We start from the raw sequence: 17,251 nt of genomic DNA on the forward strand, positions 1-17,251 counted from the left end.
ACTCATAAATTTGGAGCGATGAATATGTTCAAGGCTAAATATTTACTTGTTATTTTATTAGGAATGCTTTTTGTGCAGTACGCTAATGCACAGAGATCTAAATCTGTAGCATCTCAGGATAAGATAAAGACCTATGTAACGGATAAAACCGGTACCCTGACCTCTACTCAGCTAAAATCTCTTGAATCCAAGCTTGCAGCATTTGAGAAAGAAACATCCAACCAGCTTGTTGTTTGGATGGAACCCTCACTTGACGGTAATTCAGTGGAAGACCGTTCATATGATCTGGCTGAACAAAATGGTATAGGGCAAAAAGATAAAAATAACGGTGTACTGCTTTATATAGCCAAAAATGACAGGAAGTTAAGGATTGAAGTAGGGTATGGACTCGAAGGTGCCTTAACAGATGCCCTTTCAAGCCAGATAATTCGTAAGGAAATAACTCCGCAATTCAAAAAAGGTAACTTTTTTGAAGGCATAAATGCCGGTGTGGATGCGATAATACAGGCTACAAAAGGTGAATATACTGCTGAAGAAGAATCTTCTGATGAGCCTTTAGGCGGGATCTGCTGCATACCATTTCCGGTAATAGTTTTTTTAGTGATTTTTCTGTTTGTATTTATTATCCCAATATTCAACAGAATATTTCGCGGAAGCAAAGGTAAAAACAGATCAAGTAACTGGTGGTATACAGGCGGCAGCGGAAGCAGCTGGTCTTCAGGCAGTTCAAGCGGCTGGAGCGGCGGCGGATTTTCCGGCGGAGGCGGCTCATTCGGCGGCGGCGGTTCCAGCGGGTCATGGTAAATACAATTATCAATGAACAATTATCAATGAGCAATTGAAACTAGAACATTTGCGAGGAACGAAGTGACGAAGCAATCTCATAAAATTAATACTTTTCAAAAGCATGAGTAATAAGCAGTGGATAAATAACTATTTTTCTGAAGAAGAACTCAAGGATATCCAGTCAGCGGCTGATGCTGTTGAAAGGAATACCGTGGGCGAAATTGTACTGAGCTTCAGAAATAAAAAAACACTGATTGAAAAACTTTATTCAAACCATGAGCTTGCACTGAAGGATTTTGAAAGGCTGGAAGTTTACAAAACCCGGGAACGGACCGGTGTATTGATATTTTTGATATTTGAAGAACATTACTTTGATATTATTGCCGATGAAGGAATCTTTGCCAAGATACCTGATGATACATGGAATGAAATGGAAGAAAGGCTTAAAGAAGAGTTCCGGAACAAAAATTATTCAACCGGTGTACTGGCATTGATCAAAGAAATGGGAACAGTACTTTCCCGTGAATTCCCAACAAGAGCCGGAGCGGATAACGATGATGAGTTACATAATGAAATTGTAATAAATTGATCTAAGTATAAAGGAAAGCACATACAGGAATATCTGAGATGCAAAACAAAAATTTTATTCTTCGCGCTCCTTGTTCTTAGCCTTAAATACAAGTGTCAGCGGAACGCCTGTAAATCCAAACTCATCCCTTATTTTATGCTCCAAAAATCTTTTGTAATTCACTTCAATTTCACCCGGCAGATTGCAGAAAAATCCAATAATAGGGGGTGAGTGTTTTAGCTGGGTAATGTAGTTTATCTTCAGCTCTTTATGTGATTTTGAACGGGGAGGTGTTTGTTTAATATACGGCAGAAGCTTATCATTCAGCACGCTGGTTTTGATCTCGCGGGCTCTTTCATTATATACTTCAAGCGCTGATTCAATAATCTTAGATACCCTTTGTTTTGTTAATGCTGAAGTGAATATAAATGGCAGGTAGTCAAAAGTTGTAAGGTGTTCCTTTACTTTTTCTTCAAAGATCTTTGCTGTTTGCGTATCTTTTTCGATAAGGTCCCATTTATTGATGACTATTAATATGCCCTTTTTCAGCTCGCCTGCCTTTATGATTATTTCCACATCCTCTTTGCTGAGCTTAAAAATAGCCATTGAAGGATCTGCATACTTTGAAAGCTTGCTGATAATAGTTGTAGCGTCAATTACAATTATAGCAACATCACACCGTTCTATGCTTCTGTGTGTTCTTAATGCGGAAAAATACTCAAGGCTTTCAGCGCGTTTTATTCTCGATTTTTTTCTGAGACCAGCTGTATCAATAAGCGTGATATCCTGGCCGTGATACTTAATGATCGTATCAACGGAATCACGGGTAGTTCCCGGTATATCTGTAACAATATTGCGGTTTGATTGCGTCAATGCGTTTGAAAGTGAAGATTTTCCTACGTTAGGCCTTCCTATAATAGAAAATTTAATAGTATTGCTTTCATCTTCATTGCTATCAGCGGAAATATCTTCGGTTATCAGGTCAAGCAGGTCTCCGGTTCTGCGTCCTACAATTGCTGATACTTCCATGGGTTCACCCAAACCCAGTCTGTAAAAATCGGTTTTACTGCTTTCATCCTTTGCGCTATCAACCTTGTTGATAACCAGTATAACTTTTTTATGGCTGTTCTCTTCACTGTTAACTTCGCGCCTTAGCAGCTTTGCTATTTCAAGATCAAGCGGGGATATTCCTGATTTTGCATCAACAACAAATAAAATTATATCGGCTTCATCAATTGATATCTTTACCTGCTCTCTTATTGCTGCTTCAAACTTATCTTTGCTGCCCGGTACATAGCCTCCTGTATCTATCAGGAAGAATTTTTTACCGTTCCATTCAACCTCGCCGTAATTCCTGTCCCTTGTCACGCCGGGCATATCATGCACAATAGCATTTTTTTTGCCGGTAAGCCTGTTGAATAATGATGACTTGCCTACATTCGGTCTTCCGATAATAGCTGTTATCTTTTGTGCCATTTTATTTTTTTAATACCCCTAATTAACTCTTTCGCTGATAAAATCAACGAATTTTATCATGGTGTCTTTTGTTTCTGAAGGTTTAAATGACTGCAGGTTATTTTTAGCTGTTGCGCAGTATTCAGTGGTTTTTTCGATGGTATATTCAATTCCGTTGTGTTCTTTGATAAAATCCATAACAATACTTCTGCTTTTGCTGTAAGAACCGTTCTTTACCAGGCTTACAATTTCTTTAGCTTCTTTTTTGGTACTGTTATTAAGCGAGTGAATAAGCGGAAGCGTGAATTTCTTTTCTTTCAGGTCGCTGCCGGAAGATTTACCCATAATTTTTTTCTTACCTATATAATCAAGCAGGTCATCACGCAGCTGGAATGCTATACCCAGGTTTTCGCCGAATTCACTCATAAGGCTGATCTCATTTTTATCCTTTGAAGTGCTGGCTGCTCCAAGTTCGCAGCATGCATTTATTAAAGAAGCTGTCTTATCTGATATTATCCTGAAATAGGTTTCTTCGTTAACATCAAATTTCCGGTTCTTTTGTATCTGCAGAAGCTCGCCTTCGCTCATACGCTTAACTGCGCGTGAAGTAATTTTAAGGAAACCGCATTCATCATTTTCCAGCGCAAGCAGCAGGCCGCGTGAAAGCATGAAATCTCCCATTAATACGGCTATTTTGTTCTTCCAAACGGCATTAATGGAAGCTAAACCGCGCCTGGTTTTGGCATCATCAACTACATCATCATGTATCAATGTTGCTGTATGCAGCATCTCTACAAGCGTTGCCGCTGTGAAAGTCCTTGGCGAAACATCACCGCAAAGCTTTGCCGAAAGCATTACAAGTATTGGCCGGATCTTTTTCCCTTTTTGCCTGAGGATATATTTGCTGATAAGATCAACCAGCGCTACCTTCGAGCGGATTGCTTCCCTGAAGTGAACCCTGAATTCATCAAGCTCACTTTCTACAGGCTGTGATATTTTTTTAAGATCAAGATCCATTATAAATTTTTATCGTTATTCAGATTGTTTTGGCTGTGAAAGCTTCGAAATAATAATACTTATTTCATAAAGTATAACAAGCGGAATGCCCAGCAGCAGCTGGCTGGTAATATCCGGGCTTGGAGTTAAGATACCCGCTAAGATCAGTATTATTATAATTGCATGTTTCCTGTAACGCCTCATGAATTTAGGCGTTAAAATTCCTATCTTAGAAAGAAAGAATGATACCATCGGAAGCTCAAATACAATTCCCGCCGCGAGCATGACCGATATCACGAAGCTGAAATATTCATCAACCGCAATATTATTGGTAATTGCCTGCGTACCGAATTCAGCAAAGAATTTTAACGCTGTAGGCAGCATTACGAAGTATGCAAATGAAATACCGCCAAGGAAACAAATTGATGAAAATATTACTATCGAAGAAATATATCTTCTTTCACCCGGAAGCAGACCGGGTTCTATGAATTTCCATAGCTGGTAAAAAAGGTTCGGGATACTAAGTATCACTCCGCATACAAGTATCACCTCAAAATAAAGAACAAGCTGCCCGTATGGCTTTAAATTTATTAGTTCAAGCGGGGGAGTAGTTTTTTTTGCAGGGGCCAGCAGAAAATCATTCATTATATAATCTATAAATACTGCAGCAAGTATTCCGCCTATTGCTACTCCTATTACTGCTTTTATCAGTCTCCATCTGAGCTCTTCCAGATGTTCCCAAAATCCCATTTCACCCGGCTGGTTTTCACCCTTTTGGTTCTCATCCGGTAATACATCACTTTCTGCCATTGAGTTACCTGCTGCCTGCTATTAATTCCCTTTCAAATCTTTCTTTTTCTATCTGCATCAGTATCTGTTTATACTTTTCTTCATATGATGCATCCTGTTTTTCTGAAAATGAAACTTCCTCAAGCGGTCTTGTTGAAGTAACTTTTTGAGTAATAAATTCAGTGTTTGTAACTATCCTGTCAGAATTATTAACCAAAGCCTCCTGAACTGTGTTCACAGTCCCGGTTTTTGGTTCCTTAACAGGTATATCAATATAAGAAAGTATCATTTTTTACATTGTGAAGTTTACCAGGTGAAAAGTTCCGGGTACAGCGGGAACTCAGAAGTTATATCATCAATTTTTTTGGCAACGTTCTTTTTAATATCATCGCTCTCCGGATTGGTTATAACATCATTAATAATATCAGCAACTGTTTCCATTTCCTTTTCTTTCATTCCGCGTGTTGTTAATGCCGGTGTGCCTAGCCTTATACCGCTGGTGATCAAAGGACTCTTATCATCAAAAGGAACTGCATTTTTATTACAGGTGATGCCTACTGAATCCAGAAGCTCCTGTGCCTGCTTGCCTGTTATATTCTTGTTGCGCAGATCTATAAGCATTAAATGATTATCAGTTCCGCCGGATATTATTTTGAACCCGTAGGAAGTAAGCTTGTTTGCAAGAGCCTGCGCATTTATAATTACCTGCTCAGCGTATTTTTTGAAATCACCCTGAAGCGCTTCTTTGAATGCCACAGCTTTTGCGGCAATAACGTGCATTAACGGTCCGCCCTGTATGCCCGGAATTACCATTGAATCCAGAAGCTCGCTCATCATCTTGGTTCTGCCTGATTTTGGCGCGGTTAAGCCGAACGGATTTTCAAAATCAGTACCCATAAGTATCATACCGCCCCTGGGACCGCGAAGTGTTTTATGTGTTGTGGTTGTAACAACATGACAGTGCGGTACAGGGTCATTCAATAAACCTTTTGCGATCAATCCTGCCGGGTGCGCTATATCAGCCAGTAAAAATGCGTTTACTTTATCAGCAATTTCACGGAATTTTTTATAGTCGATATTTCTTGAATATGCGCTTGCGCCTACAGTTATCATTTTGGGTTTCTGCTCTAAAACCACTTTTTCTATCATGTCATAATCCAGCATTTCTGTATCGGGATTTATGCCGTACTGTGTGAAGTTGTAAAGCTTACCTGAAAAATTCACCGGTGAGCCGTGTGTTAAATGCCCGCCGTGAGAAAGATCCATACCCATTACCTTATCGCCGGGTTTAACAAGTACAAAGTAAACAGCCATATTTGCCTGTGAGCCAGAATGCGGCTGAACATTGGCATATTCTGCGCCAAATAGCTCTTTAGCGCGGTCTCTTGCAACGTTTTCTGCGATATCAACATATTCACATCCGCCGTAATATCTTTTACCCGGGTAGCCTTCGGCGTATTTGTTTGTCATAACAGATCCCATAGCCTGCATAACCGGGATACTGGTAAAATTTTCTGAAGCTATTAATTCAAGTTTGTTATTTTGTCTTTCAAGCTCATGCCTTATTGCACTGTAGATTTGCGGATCGAAATCCTGTAAGTGAGTCATAATAATTTATTTTATTAATGATGCTGAAATTTTTTAAATTAGTTTATATAAATATTCATTAAAAATCATCTGATGGCCTTAAGAACCAGAGCTCGCCGATCTTAACTGATGCGCCGAACCTGAAAACCTCATCCTTTATCAGTCCGTTGGTTTCTTTTCCTTTTATGTTATACTTTGCATAAAGATCGAGTGCATTGTAATTCCCTATCGGAAGCGATAACCCTGCGCTAATGCTTATGATATTAATATTTTCACCTTTAAGCTTCAGGTAATCGGCTGTATAGCTGCCGCCTATCCTGTAAGAAACACGGCTTAAGAATGGGTCTTCCTGTTTTCTTGAAGCGGTGTATTCCAGCCCCAAGCCTATTTTCATGCTGTTCTTTATTTCTGAAGGATGTGTGCCGTAAACAGTGTAATCATCCCATTTCTGGTAATACATATCAGCGGCAACCGTAAGCTTATTGTTGAATGTGTTTGCAAGCCCTACTCCGATAGCCAAAGGTATTTTTAATTTGCCTTCATTAATTGAAACGGAATCTGTTGTAGTTACCGAACGGTTATATTTACCTGTCTGGTTTGATTTAAATTCTGAAGGAGTGGAAACAAAAACACCCAATGTCATATTATCAAGTTTTTTGTTTTTGAATATTTTCCCGAATCCGTGAAATATAAGGCCGGTATTAAAATATATTCCCCTGATATTATCTGAAGTAACATTTTTGGTATCAAACAGCGCACCGTTAGAAAAATCGATATTCACACTTTTATTAATATTGCCGAAAGCATAATTAAACTGTGCGCCGAAGCTTAAATAACGGAAAATAACATAAGAAAAACCGATGTTGAATTTATTTAATCCGCCGTTACCGCTGTATGTTTGAGTAAAATCTTCACCATCAACAGTTCCTGTAAAATATGTATCATAATTAACATTGCTGTAATTATTTATACCAAGATTCAATATCCAGCCATTGCCTTTGTTTAAAGGTATGGAAAGATCAAACCCTTCAAAATTGCCGTATGTTCTTTTTGATGTGCTAACACCATCGGTCGATTTGATGTTTTCGAGGTTGAACTTGGATGTAAAAATTGTAGTCGGTATGCGTGTCCACGCTGCGGGATTGTTTGAATTTGTATAGTCACCATATAAAGCTATACCCATTATTCCCATACCGTCTGTGCGGTTGCTTGATGAATAGCTTAAGTCTCCCAAGCCGAAAAGTGAATAGATGGAACCGCCGTTTTTATCCACCTGCGAATAAACGCTGCCTGTGCTAATAAGCACTAAAGCCAGGATTATAGCTGCAAGCTTAGCTGCTGAAATATTTTTCATTGATGAGATTTTCATTTTCATTGTGTGACCCTCGGTGTATATTTAATAACTACCCTCGGTCTTTTTGAAGGGTCACTTGCCGATTCTTTATAAAACACATACCTGTCCAGGTTTACTGTCTGGTTGCCGGCAAATAACAACAGACCGTAGTTTGCTGTGCCTGAAAGCCACCGGGCAAATGGTGATGAAGCTCCCGCTGAAACCAGCCGCATCATATACATACCGTTGCCGGCAGGAGAGCCGTTGAAAGCGAAGAGGTCTGTTTTAAGCCCGGCTGAATCATTGATAAACTGCCCGAGTATTGTAAAGTTGCTTTGTGTTGAAAAATTAGAGCTGAGCGAATCCAGCGAGAGATAGAGCTGAACGTCATTTATAGTTGCTGTCTGCGGCAAGCGGCTGATATCAAAGCTCATCTGCTGAACAAAGCTTACACCTGCCTGAAGGCTGAATGTTTCTGTGGATGGAGCAAAGCTTGCATTTGTAAGTGTTATAGTTGCAGATGTTGTTGTTGTTAATGTATCGGTATCGTTGTTCTTTGTATAAATCACAACAAGCTTTGGCTCAACAGCGGCATCGTTGTTGGTTGAATAAAACCCTTTGATGCTGGAAGATGACCCGTTGGGCGAAAGCACTATCCCGTTATTTTTAACTGAATAGTTCGGGTCGGCAGCATACTCAAGCCAGTCTTTTACCATTGCGGGATTAAGTGTAATTTCAACTTCCTGGGTATCAGCAGTGGGTGTGCCGGTATATGACCCTTGCGAAACTGTACCGAAAGTATTTGTATTTACTGAATCGTAAGTTATGGTCTCAAAGTTCAGTGAGTCATTTATTTTGTAAACATCAAACCCTATCTGCCCAAGTGAATCAGATACAGTATTGGGGAAATAATAATTTTTATATTTTAAATACATCTTTGCTGAAACAACCGTCGCGCTGTCGCGGGTATCGCCAAAGTCACCGAACTTTACGAGCCCTTTTGATTCAAAATTTCCGCTTTTGCCTACCATCAGGTTTTTTGAAGCTGATGTATTTACATAAAACCTGTGATTAATTGAAGTGATAGGCATTGTATCAATATAAGAATCAAATATTCTTACCCCGGTTGTTTCTCCGGGAGGAATGAAGTTTAATCCTAAAGATGATGGGTCGTCTGCGCATCCAATAGTATATAAAGAAAGGGATACTATAGTTAAAAGGCTGTAGAGAGCTGCTGTTAGTTTTTTAATGGTCATCTAAATTCTGAATTTTCCTATAATTTCAGACAAAATTATCTTCATAAACAATCTTATTATTGTCTATTTTCGCCTGTTTTTGCAATATATTTTACTGCATCATATAAATTTGATGCAATAAAGTCAATTTTTACTTTTTCATCAAGACATTTCTTCTGTGCTGATTTTCCGTATCCGGTTTCAACTAAAATGTTGAATAAACCTGCGTTTACGCCTGTTTGCATATCTGAAAAAGAATCACCTATCATATATGATCCTTTAAGTGTGATATCATGTTCTAAAACAGCACGTTCTATCATGCCTGTTCCCGGTTTCCTTGAATTGTGTTCTTTGGTGTATTCTTCAATAACACCTTCTGTATGGTATGGGGAGTAATATAAGGCATCTATGCGGGCATCGGGGTTTTCTTCCAGAAGCATTGAATACATTTTTTCATTAATTTTATGAAGCACTTCTATAGTAAGCCAGCCTCTTGCCACTGCGGATTGATTTGTAATGACAATAATCTTAAATCCCATTTTCCCCGCCTCAGCAATTGCTTCGGCAGAGCCGGGGATAAGCTTTACATCCTCAACAGTAAGCAGGTAACCTAAAGTTTCAGGAGTTGTGCCTTCAACTTCCTGAACTATTGTGCCGTCCCTGTCTAAAAAAAGCGCTTTGTTCAAATGAAATGATCAGTTAAAATTTATTAAATGCTTCATTATAAAAAAAGCAGGACAGGCATTGCTGTCTGTCCCGGAAAAAATAAAAATCATTTTACATTGTAAGCTTTACACTCAGCCTTTTTTCATTATTGAGCGGTAAAGATCAACATACTTTTTAGCTGAAATTTCCCATGAATAATCACATGCCATAGCAAGCCTTATCAGCTTTATCCATTCTTCACGGTTTGTATAAAGCTTCAGCGCGCGTTTGATCGCTTTCATAAGCTCTGCCGCGTCATACTTTTCAAACACAAAGCCGTTGCCTTTGCCGTTCTTATATTCTGTGATAGTATCAGCCAGTCCGCCTGTTGCCCTTACAATGGGTATTGTGCCGTATTTAAGGCTGTACATCTGGTTCAGCCCGCATGGCTCATATTTAGAAGGCATCAAAAACATATCGCTGCCGGCTTCTATCAGGTGAGCAAGCTCCTCTGAAAATCCGAAATGAACGCCTACTTTTTTAGGGTATTTCTTCTTAACGCCTTCAAAGAATTTCTGGAATGTTTTATCACCGGAGCCGAGAAGAACAAAATAAACATCTTCCTTCATCAGCTCAGGAATCGCCTTTTGAATAATATCAAAACCTTTCTGGTCAGAAAGCCTTGAGATAATTCCTATCACCGGAGTCTCCGCGTTGTATTCAAGATCAAAGTGCTTGCAAAGCGCTTTTTTATCTTCGCGCTTAAGCGGAAGCTCTTTTGAGGTATAGCGGAAAGGTATAATACTGTCACGCTCGGGATTCCAAACGGTATAATCAACGCCGTTCAATATTCCGTATAGATCTTTTTTGCGCTTCTTAAGCAGGCCTTCAAAGCCCATTCCGTATTCATGGGTAGTGGCAATTTCCTTGGCGTAGTTTTCGCTTACCGTTGTGATAGCGTCACTGTAAACCAAACCGGTTTTAAGCATGCTGAACTTATCATAATACTCAACGCCTTCTTCAGTGTAGATATTTTCAGGCAGCCCGCTTTTTAAAAATGATGAATGCGGGAAGAGCCCCTGGAAAGCTATATTATGAATTGTGAAAATACTTTTTACATTCTGAAGGAGCGGGTCTTTTGCGTAAATTGTTTTGATGTAAGCGGGTATTAATCCTGTCTGCCAGTCATTGCAATGGATAACATCAGGCTGCCAGCCAAGAAGGCCAAGTACCTGTACAACGGCGCGGTTGAAGAATATAAAACGCTCGTCGTTATCGGGGTAATCCTTACCGGTCTTTTCATCAACATAAGGACTTGTTTTGCCGAAATACTCTTCATTTTCAATTAAAAAAACCTGTACCTTGCCCTTAGGCGATACTATGAATGAAGATTTGATATTACAAATGGCGATCTTATCACCAATTGGCACTTCTATGTTTGTAAGGCGCTTAATTTCATATATTCTCAGCCTTCTTTCATCAAGAGAGCCGTATTTCGGAGTAATTATCCTTACAGCATGTCCCGCTGCATTGAGCTCCTGCGGCAATGAATTTGATACATCTGCTAAGCCGCCGGTCTTGCTGTAGGGCATAACTTCACTGGTGCAATATAGAATGTTTAAGCCTTTAGCCATTCGGTTGGTTTTAATTTGTTGTAATTTACAAAATTACTTAAATTCCGTTTTTATTGCAATGAAATAAGGAGGGTATAGGAGGTAAATTTTGTAATTTATGGATTAATTTCACTGATTTTTAAAAACATCCATTCCTGCAATTGACCCCTTAGCATATTTTCTGTTTCGTTGCGTATAATTTGTATATTTTCAGCCGATTCACCCAGCTTTATCTTAAATAACCTGTGCAGCAGGTTAATGAATATTTCATCATTATCGCGCTCTCTCAGAGGCAGCTGCTTATCGGTTTTAAGTGAATGTTTTATGGCGTCATATAATGAAAAGAATGCCTCAATATGCCTGAGCTCATAATATATCCGCAGCTGCAGGATTTTTGAGCGTGAGCGTATCCAGTAATTATCATTTGTCACACGGCTCAGGTGCTCAAGGGATGTTTCAAACTTCCCTTCAGAAAAATAATATCTCGAAACCGAATAATTGTACATGGAATCCCTGAACTCCGGAAGCAGCTTATCCGCGTATTCATCTATGAATGATTTTGTCCATTCATTTTTCCCCAGCGAAAGCGCCGTGGTTACAACATTGTTGTAAATTGTAATATGCAGATGCTGTTCGTTCTCATTCATTAACAGGTTCTCTTCGAACATTTTTTTATACAGGTCAAATAAGGTTCTGTTATACTCCTTTTCTCCCTTCGAGATCTTCACAGCACAGTAGCCTGTGAAAGTTAAATAAAGGTTTGTAGTTTCAGTTCTGTCTATCCTTTTTTTATGCCTGTAAAACAGCTCCAGCGCCTTATTGAAGCTTGCGCTGTCGTTTAAATCACTCATAAATCTAGTGGTGTAATAGTATGTAAGTATCACGTCAGCTTCGAACCCGCCTTTTGCTTCAAGATACTCAAGCAATTTTGCCAGATCGACCCTGCTTTCGAATTCCGTTATGAATTCCGATAATCTCTCTGATTCATTTTTATGCCTGTAGTTCACAGCCTTCATTTTAAATGCCATATATTTCGCAAGGAATGCGAATACGAGGTATTCGCCTTCTTTCATATTCAGGCTGATAAGCCTGTTCCTGTATATCTGTATATAATCCTTTTCCATTTCTATCAGGTGATTAAAATAAAAAATATTCCCTCCGTCAAACAGCTCATTCTTAAGTATTTCCCCGGCTTCGGTAATATTGCTTTCTGCCTGCTTAAGCAGGGCTTTTTCTTCAAGCGCTGAAATCAGCAGGTATTTGCCCAGCAGCTTTCGCTTTTCAAGATTTTTTACAGTCAGATATTTTTCCAGCAGGCTGTTAAGATCGCTCAATAAATTGCGCATTGTTTTATCTGTAAATTCCTTTTGCTGAAAGATCTGTGCGTAGATAATTTCCTTTGTAAAATTCCTGCTTTCAAATGCCGGCCAGAATTTTTTTAATTCACCAAACAGCGCGGTTACATTTTTATTTTTATTGTAATACGGTGATAAAACAAACTCGCTGAATTCCTTAAGCTCAGCTTTGTTCAGTTTCTTCAGTGAATCGATTATTTTGCTTTTTATCATAGCCCAAAATTACCCGTAAAAATACAGGGACAAAGTAATTGTTATTTATTGCTAAAATAAGCAAAATATGCAACTAATCCTACATTTTGAGGTGTATAATTTTCTACAAAACGGTTTAATTTTCTTTGCTGCGGGGTGTTTGAAAAACTAACTTTGTATCGCTGTGCACATAAATGTGCACATAAAACAGAAAAATGAAAAATACTACAATTTCCCGCGGGTACAGGCTTAAGGCATCCACGCACAAGCTGATAAAAAAAGTTCAGGAAGAGCTGAAGCTTAACCAGGATAAGGTAATTTTAAGAGCCGTTAAAATGTATTATAAAAGCATCAGAGCATCTGCAAAACAATAAAAGTGTTATACGATTTTTATAAAGATCAAAATTATAAACCAAACTCAATTAAAATGAAACCAATAAAAAATTTTTTCATGAAAGCTTTAACCGGTATGATGCTGTGTGCCGTTTTGTTTGCGCTTTCGGCAAATATAAACGGCTGCGGTGATTCAGCAGTTGATCCTGTTGTGAACGGCAACGGAACAACTAACACAACCGTTGCCGGTTTTGTTGTAAATGAAAATAAAGAGCCGGTTGCAGGTGCAACCGTTACCGTTCACGGTAACACTGCAGTAACTGGAGTAGGCGGTGAGTTTATGTTTAACAATATTTCTGTTCCCGCAGGAAGGCTGTTTGTGAACGTTACAGCATCCGGATATTTTAACGCTACCAAAGCTGAGCAGCCAAAAAGCGGTGATGTGACCCAGCTTAAGATCACAATGATAACCAAAACTATAACTCATACGATCAGCTCTACAACAGGCGGCAGCGCAGATCTGCCTAACGGCTCAAAAGTTGAAATAGCGCCGAATTCAGTTGTAACATCAGGCGGTTCAGTTTACAACGGTACTATCAATATGTCTGTGGTTTATATGGACCCCACTTCAGTATCATTTTCTGAAACTGTGCAGGGCGGTGATATGGCTGCCCTAAGAAGCGATTCATCATCAGCAACGCTTTATTCATTCGGGATACTTAAAGTAATAATGGAAGGTACAGGCGGCGAAAGCCTTCAGCTTGCAGGTGGTTCAGCTTCAACCGTTACAACAAGCATTCCCCCAACTATGGTGGGCGATGCGCCTTCATCAATTCCGCTCTGGTTCTTTGATGAAGCAACAGGTCTGTGGCGCGAAGAAGGTACTGCCACTAAACAGGGTGATAAATATGTGGGCTCGGTTTCTCACTTTACTGACTGGAACTGTGACCTTCCCGGAGCAACTGCAACAATTACAGGGAAAGTGCTTGATTGCAATGGGCAGCCGCTGCCGGGTATTACATTAAAAGTGGGGCAGGGTACAACTGTGACCGATGGTGCGGGAAATTTCAGGCGTAACGTTCCGGCAGGTATAACCTTCCCCGTCAGCATCGAAGCTTCGCAGAATTTCGGGTTAAACGCGCCGCCGGTAAGTGTAGCGCCTATTTCAGCGGGTAATGTTTTCACCGTGCCTGATTTCGCTGTTGCATGTTTCCCGGTTATTACCGGCGCATTCCGTGATTGTGATAACAATCCTGTTTACGGTATAGTCAGCGCGAAGTGGGATAACCAGGTGCAGACATCAGTTCCAAATACAAGTAACGGTTTCAGTATGACAGTTGCGCCAAATAAAACAGCAGTGCTTCGGTTTGTATCATCAACGGGGATTGTAAAAGATACAACTATTCAAACTCCCTTAACTGCTGTTATACTCAACCTGGGTAATATAAGCCTTTGCGGTCAGGCTCCCACCGGCGAGAACAGCTTTACTATTAATGGCGCTGGATTCAACAACCAGTATGTAAATCTAAATGCCTCTGTTGCTATAGGCATTTATTACGTTGGCAAGAATGAAACAGCAATATCCGCAGTTAATGGAAACGGAGAGAACCTGGTTGTATTTTTCCCCGGCGGATCATCCGGGAATTTTACCGGCCAAAACAGTAACATTACTTACCAGGGGATAAACTTCTATTCATCCAAAGCAGCCAACGTTACGGTCACAACTTATGAAGGTGTTGGCGGCATCATTGAAGGTACATTCACCGGAACATATGAATCAACGCAGGGTACAGCCCAGATTAACGGAAGGTTCTTTGTGACGCGGCAGCCAAACCAGAATTAGTTCAAATTTATCGAATTCATTGTAAAAACCCCGTTTTTTACGGGGTTTTTTAATTATTGATCAATTTTCATAACGTATTTAACCTAACTATTACCATTAATTTTTGTAATAATTTACTCTTTTTTATTGTTGTATATTTATTATAACTTATTATGAATATTGAACTAAAACCTATAAAAATATCATGAAGAGGTACTTCCTGTTTTTACTGCTGGTTTCATTTTTATCCCTTTCATTTTTTTCATTCAGGTCAACCGAAAATAAAATAGGCAATATGCTTTCAAAGGCATTTGATGAGCCTTCAAACAATACATTTATTGTTTGGGTATACCTGAAAGATAAGGGTCCCAATGCAATGGCTAAGCTTAACGACCCGCTTTCAATTGTTTCGCAGCGTTCACTCGATAGAAGATCAAAAGTTAAGCCTCAGGGCAGCCTGCTTGATTACACTGACGTTCCGCTGTACGGAAATTATGTGAGCACAGTTGCATCTAATGTTGTAAAAGTGCGTCACCAGGTAAAATGGCTCAACTGCATTAGCGTTGAAGCTACAAAAGAGCAGATAAATGCCTTGGCAAATATGGATTTTGTAAAAGGTATCGAACTGGTTGAAAGATTTTCGGTAATCGGAAATAACCCGGAAATTGCTTCTGACCTTAGCCCGGTGTTCTTTAACACGACTGATGACCCGATGGCTGATACTTTAACTTACGGTACAGGCAACGCAGTTACACAGATAACACAGATAAAAGTAAACCTTGTTCATAACCAGGGTATCAGGGGACAGGGTATTTTGATAGCTAATTTTGACGCAGGGTATTCCAATCTTACCCACGAAGCGTTTACAACATACCCGATGAAGATCCAATCAACATATGATTTCCAGAACAATACGCCGACTCTGCCCGGGCATTCACACGGTACAGCAACACTCTGCCTTATTGGCGGATACAAGCCCGGCAAGATGGTTGGACCAGCATACGGCTCAACATTTATTTTAGGCAGAACGGAAGTTGACCCTACAGAGCGCCCGGTGGAAATGGATAACTGGGTAAGGGCAGCAGACTGGGCAGACAGCCTTGGCGCTGATATAATTTCAAGCTCACTTGGCTACCTTGAGTTTGATGCAGGCTACACAAGCTACACCTGGCAGGATATGAACGGCAATACATTGCCAATTACCATTGCCGCTGATCTTGCGGTAAATAAAGGAATTGTTGTAAGCAACTCTGCAGGTAACAACGGCTCCGGTGCAAATAATACGCTTGGCGGACCCGCAGACGGTGACAGCGTTTTAACTGTCGGCTCAGTTACATCAACCGGTGTAAGATCAAGCTTTAGCTCCGTGGGACCCACAACAAGCGTACCACCAAGGATAAAGCCCGATGTTATGGCAATGGGAAGCAGCAATTATTACGCATCAACTACGGGTAACAATTATACATCCGGCAGCGGAACTTCATTTTCATGCCCGCTTACATCAGGTGTTTGCGCGCTCATGCTTTCTGCTAATAAAGATCTGACCCCGCTGCAGGTAACCGGTATACTGAAAAAATTCGCAAGCAATACAAACTCACCCAATAACCAGATGGGCTGGGGAATTATTGACGCTTCGCTTTCAGTTGATTCTGCCCGTAAGCTTGATAACACGGCTCCTGTAATATTACATACACAGCCATTCACTTCAACAAACCTGAATTCAGCTTTTACTATGAAAGCAAAAATTACCGATAACGGTATTATACGTAACTGGACAAATGAAGCACCGCTGCTTTATTACAGGAAAAGCACAAATAACGGCGTTAACTGGACAGCGTATTCACCTGTAAATTATTCAGCTTCAAACCTGGATACATTTTCATTTGTAATTCCTGGCAGTGCAAACGGAACTATAGTGCAGTATTATTTTGCGGCTCAGGATATCGCGCTTCCGACCTCAAAAATTTCAACTCTGCCTTCAGGCGGCAGCGGAATAAATCCGCCGGGCACAACAGCTCCGCCGACTGCATTCCAGTACACTGTTGGTTTAGTTGGCATTGAGCCGGTATCTGCTGAAGTACCGAACGTATATAAATTATACTCAAACTATCCAAACCCGTTTAACCCGGTTACCAAAATTAAGTTCGATATTTCCAAAAACTCAAATACACAAATTGTTGTATATGATGTATTGGGAAGGATTGTTGAAACCCTGGTAAACGAAGAACTAAAAGCCGGCAGGTATGAAGTTGAGTTTGACGGATACTCGCTTTCATCAGGCGTGTATTTTTATAAAATAGTTACCAATGATTTTGTAGATACCAAAAGGATGTTGATGATAAAGTAACATTGTTACTTTATCAAAAATCCCGCACTGCGGGATAGATAAATCATAGCGGCAACAATTTGAACAGAAGTCCCTGTTTACCCCTTTGGGGCCTTGGCGGGATAGAAAAACACAAAGCAATAATAACAAGATGTCCGGCTTTGTCGGAGTTTCAAAAAGTACAAAATTCAAACCCCGCTTTTAGCGGGGTTTTTG

General features: G+C 40.0%; 15 protein-coding genes. 5 read left to right on the top strand and 10 right to left on the bottom strand.

Annotated features, from left to right (window positions below; translation table 11 throughout):
* Window positions 1–24: 24 nt before the first annotated feature.
* Window positions 25–804 (top strand): TPM domain-containing protein, encoded by a 780-nt coding sequence (locus tag J0M37_05495; GenBank protein MBN8584531.1) that lies wholly within the window; start codon window positions 25–27, stop codon window positions 802–804.
* A 103-nt stretch (window positions 805–907) separates the two neighbouring features.
* Complete coding sequence (locus tag J0M37_05500) at window positions 908–1,375, top strand: TPM domain-containing protein (protein MBN8584532.1); 468 nt, start codon at window positions 908–910, stop codon at window positions 1,373–1,375.
* Between the two features lie 54 nt (window positions 1,376–1,429).
* On the opposite strand, the gene der is transcribed toward J0M37_05500, so the two are convergent.
* From der to J0M37_05550, 10 genes are all read right to left on the bottom strand, one after another.
* Window positions 1,430–2,830: a ribosome biogenesis GTPase Der gene (der, locus tag J0M37_05505; protein MBN8584533.1), complete on the bottom strand. Its 1,401-nt coding sequence runs from the start codon at window positions 2,828–2,830 to the stop codon at window positions 1,430–1,432.
* Window positions 2,831–2,848: 18 nt separating this feature from the next.
* Complete coding sequence (locus J0M37_05510) at window positions 2,849–3,826, bottom strand: polyprenyl synthetase family protein (GenBank protein ID MBN8584534.1); 978 nt, start codon at window positions 3,824–3,826, stop codon at window positions 2,849–2,851.
* Between the two features lie 15 nt (window positions 3,827–3,841).
* On the bottom strand, window positions 3,842–4,615 hold the full coding sequence (tatC, locus tag J0M37_05515; protein ID MBN8584535.1) for a twin-arginine translocase subunit TatC: 774 nt from the start codon (window positions 4,613–4,615) through the stop codon (window positions 3,842–3,844).
* A 4-nt stretch (window positions 4,616–4,619) separates the two neighbouring features.
* A complete protein-coding gene (locus tag J0M37_05520; protein MBN8584536.1) occupies window positions 4,620–4,883 on the bottom strand; it encodes a hypothetical protein in 264 nt (87 codons plus the stop codon).
* Window positions 4,884–4,900: 17 nt separating this feature from the next.
* Window positions 4,901–6,202 carry a serine hydroxymethyltransferase gene (locus J0M37_05525; GenBank protein ID MBN8584537.1) on the bottom strand — a complete coding sequence of 434 codons (1,302 nt, stop codon included), beginning with the start codon at window positions 6,200–6,202 and terminating at the stop codon, window positions 4,901–4,903.
* Between the two features lie 58 nt (window positions 6,203–6,260).
* On the bottom strand, window positions 6,261–7,556 hold the full coding sequence (locus tag J0M37_05530; GenBank protein ID MBN8584538.1) for a hypothetical protein: 1,296 nt from the start codon (window positions 7,554–7,556) through the stop codon (window positions 6,261–6,263).
* Window positions 7,553–8,770, bottom strand: a complete 1,218-nt coding sequence (locus tag J0M37_05535; protein ID MBN8584539.1) for a DNRLRE domain-containing protein — start codon at window positions 8,768–8,770, stop codon at window positions 7,553–7,555. Before J0M37_05535 ends, J0M37_05530 begins: the two co-directional genes overlap by 4 nt.
* A 56-nt stretch (window positions 8,771–8,826) precedes the next feature.
* The gene (locus J0M37_05540) at window positions 8,827–9,435 is read right to left on the bottom strand and encodes an HAD family hydrolase (protein MBN8584540.1); all 609 of its coding nucleotides are present in this window, start codon (window positions 9,433–9,435) and stop codon (window positions 8,827–8,829) included.
* A 111-nt stretch (window positions 9,436–9,546) separates the two neighbouring features.
* Window positions 9,547–11,028 (bottom strand): glycogen synthase GlgA, encoded by a 1,482-nt coding sequence (glgA, locus tag J0M37_05545; GenBank protein ID MBN8584541.1) that lies wholly within the window; start codon window positions 11,026–11,028, stop codon window positions 9,547–9,549.
* A 95-nt stretch (window positions 11,029–11,123) separates the two neighbouring features.
* The gene (locus J0M37_05550) at window positions 11,124–12,575 is read right to left on the bottom strand and encodes a hypothetical protein (GenBank protein ID MBN8584542.1); all 1,452 of its coding nucleotides are present in this window, start codon (window positions 12,573–12,575) and stop codon (window positions 11,124–11,126) included.
* A gap of 194 nt (window positions 12,576–12,769) precedes the next feature.
* Between J0M37_05550 and J0M37_05555 the strand changes: the two genes are divergently transcribed.
* The 3 genes from J0M37_05555 to J0M37_05565 all read left to right on the top strand — a co-directional run bounded on the left by J0M37_05555 (window position 12,770) and on the right by J0M37_05565 (window position 17,056).
* Window positions 12,770–12,928 carry a hypothetical protein gene (locus tag J0M37_05555; protein MBN8584543.1) on the top strand — a complete coding sequence of 53 codons (159 nt, stop codon included), beginning with the start codon at window positions 12,770–12,772 and terminating at the stop codon, window positions 12,926–12,928.
* 53 nt (window positions 12,929–12,981) lie between these two features.
* Window positions 12,982–14,730, top strand: coding sequence for a carboxypeptidase regulatory-like domain-containing protein (locus J0M37_05560; GenBank protein ID MBN8584544.1), 1,749 nt, complete (start codon window positions 12,982–12,984; stop codon window positions 14,728–14,730).
* 184 nt (window positions 14,731–14,914) lie between these two features.
* Window positions 14,915–17,056: a S8 family peptidase gene (locus tag J0M37_05565; GenBank protein ID MBN8584545.1), complete on the top strand. Its 2,142-nt coding sequence runs from the start codon at window positions 14,915–14,917 to the stop codon at window positions 17,054–17,056.
* Window positions 17,057–17,251 lie beyond the last annotated feature (195 nt).

Source organism: Ignavibacteria bacterium, assembly GCA_017303675.1.
In the GTDB taxonomy this organism is placed as follows: Bacteria; Bacteroidota; Ignavibacteria; order Tepidaquicellales; family OLB5; genus OLB5.

What these genes read in the sequence shown, in the direction of transcription:
- J0M37_05495 (MBN8584531.1), top strand. Translation starts at nt 25, where the DNA reads ATGTTCAAGGCTAAATATTTACTTGTTATTTTATTAGGAATGCTTTTT.
- J0M37_05500 (MBN8584532.1), top strand. Translation starts at nt 908, where the DNA reads ATGAGTAATAAGCAGTGGATAAATAACTATTTTTCTGAAGAAGAACTC.
- der (MBN8584533.1), bottom strand. Translation starts at nt 2,830, where the DNA reads ATGGCACAAAAGATAACAGCTATTATCGGAAGACCGAATGTAGGCAAG.
- J0M37_05510 (MBN8584534.1), bottom strand. Translation starts at nt 3,826, where the DNA reads ATGGATCTTGATCTTAAAAAAATATCACAGCCTGTAGAAAGTGAGCTT.
- tatC (MBN8584535.1), bottom strand. Translation starts at nt 4,615, where the DNA reads ATGGCAGAAAGTGATGTATTACCGGATGAGAACCAAAAGGGTGAAAAC.
- J0M37_05520 (MBN8584536.1), bottom strand. Translation starts at nt 4,883, where the DNA reads ATGATACTTTCTTATATTGATATACCTGTTAAGGAACCAAAAACCGGG.
- J0M37_05525 (MBN8584537.1), bottom strand. Translation starts at nt 6,202, where the DNA reads ATGACTCACTTACAGGATTTCGATCCGCAAATCTACAGTGCAATAAGG.
- J0M37_05530 (MBN8584538.1), bottom strand. Translation starts at nt 7,556, where the DNA reads ATGAAAATGAAAATCTCATCAATGAAAAATATTTCAGCAGCTAAGCTT.
- J0M37_05535 (MBN8584539.1), bottom strand. Translation starts at nt 8,770, where the DNA reads ATGACCATTAAAAAACTAACAGCAGCTCTCTACAGCCTTTTAACTATA.
- glgA (MBN8584541.1), bottom strand. Translation starts at nt 11,028, where the DNA reads ATGGCTAAAGGCTTAAACATTCTATATTGCACCAGTGAAGTTATGCCC.
- J0M37_05550 (MBN8584542.1), bottom strand. Translation starts at nt 12,575, where the DNA reads ATGATAAAAAGCAAAATAATCGATTCACTGAAGAAACTGAACAAAGCT.
- J0M37_05555 (MBN8584543.1), top strand. Translation starts at nt 12,770, where the DNA reads ATGAAAAATACTACAATTTCCCGCGGGTACAGGCTTAAGGCATCCACG.
- J0M37_05560 (MBN8584544.1), top strand. Translation starts at nt 12,982, where the DNA reads ATGAAACCAATAAAAAATTTTTTCATGAAAGCTTTAACCGGTATGATG.
- J0M37_05565 (MBN8584545.1), top strand. Translation starts at nt 14,915, where the DNA reads ATGAAGAGGTACTTCCTGTTTTTACTGCTGGTTTCATTTTTATCCCTT.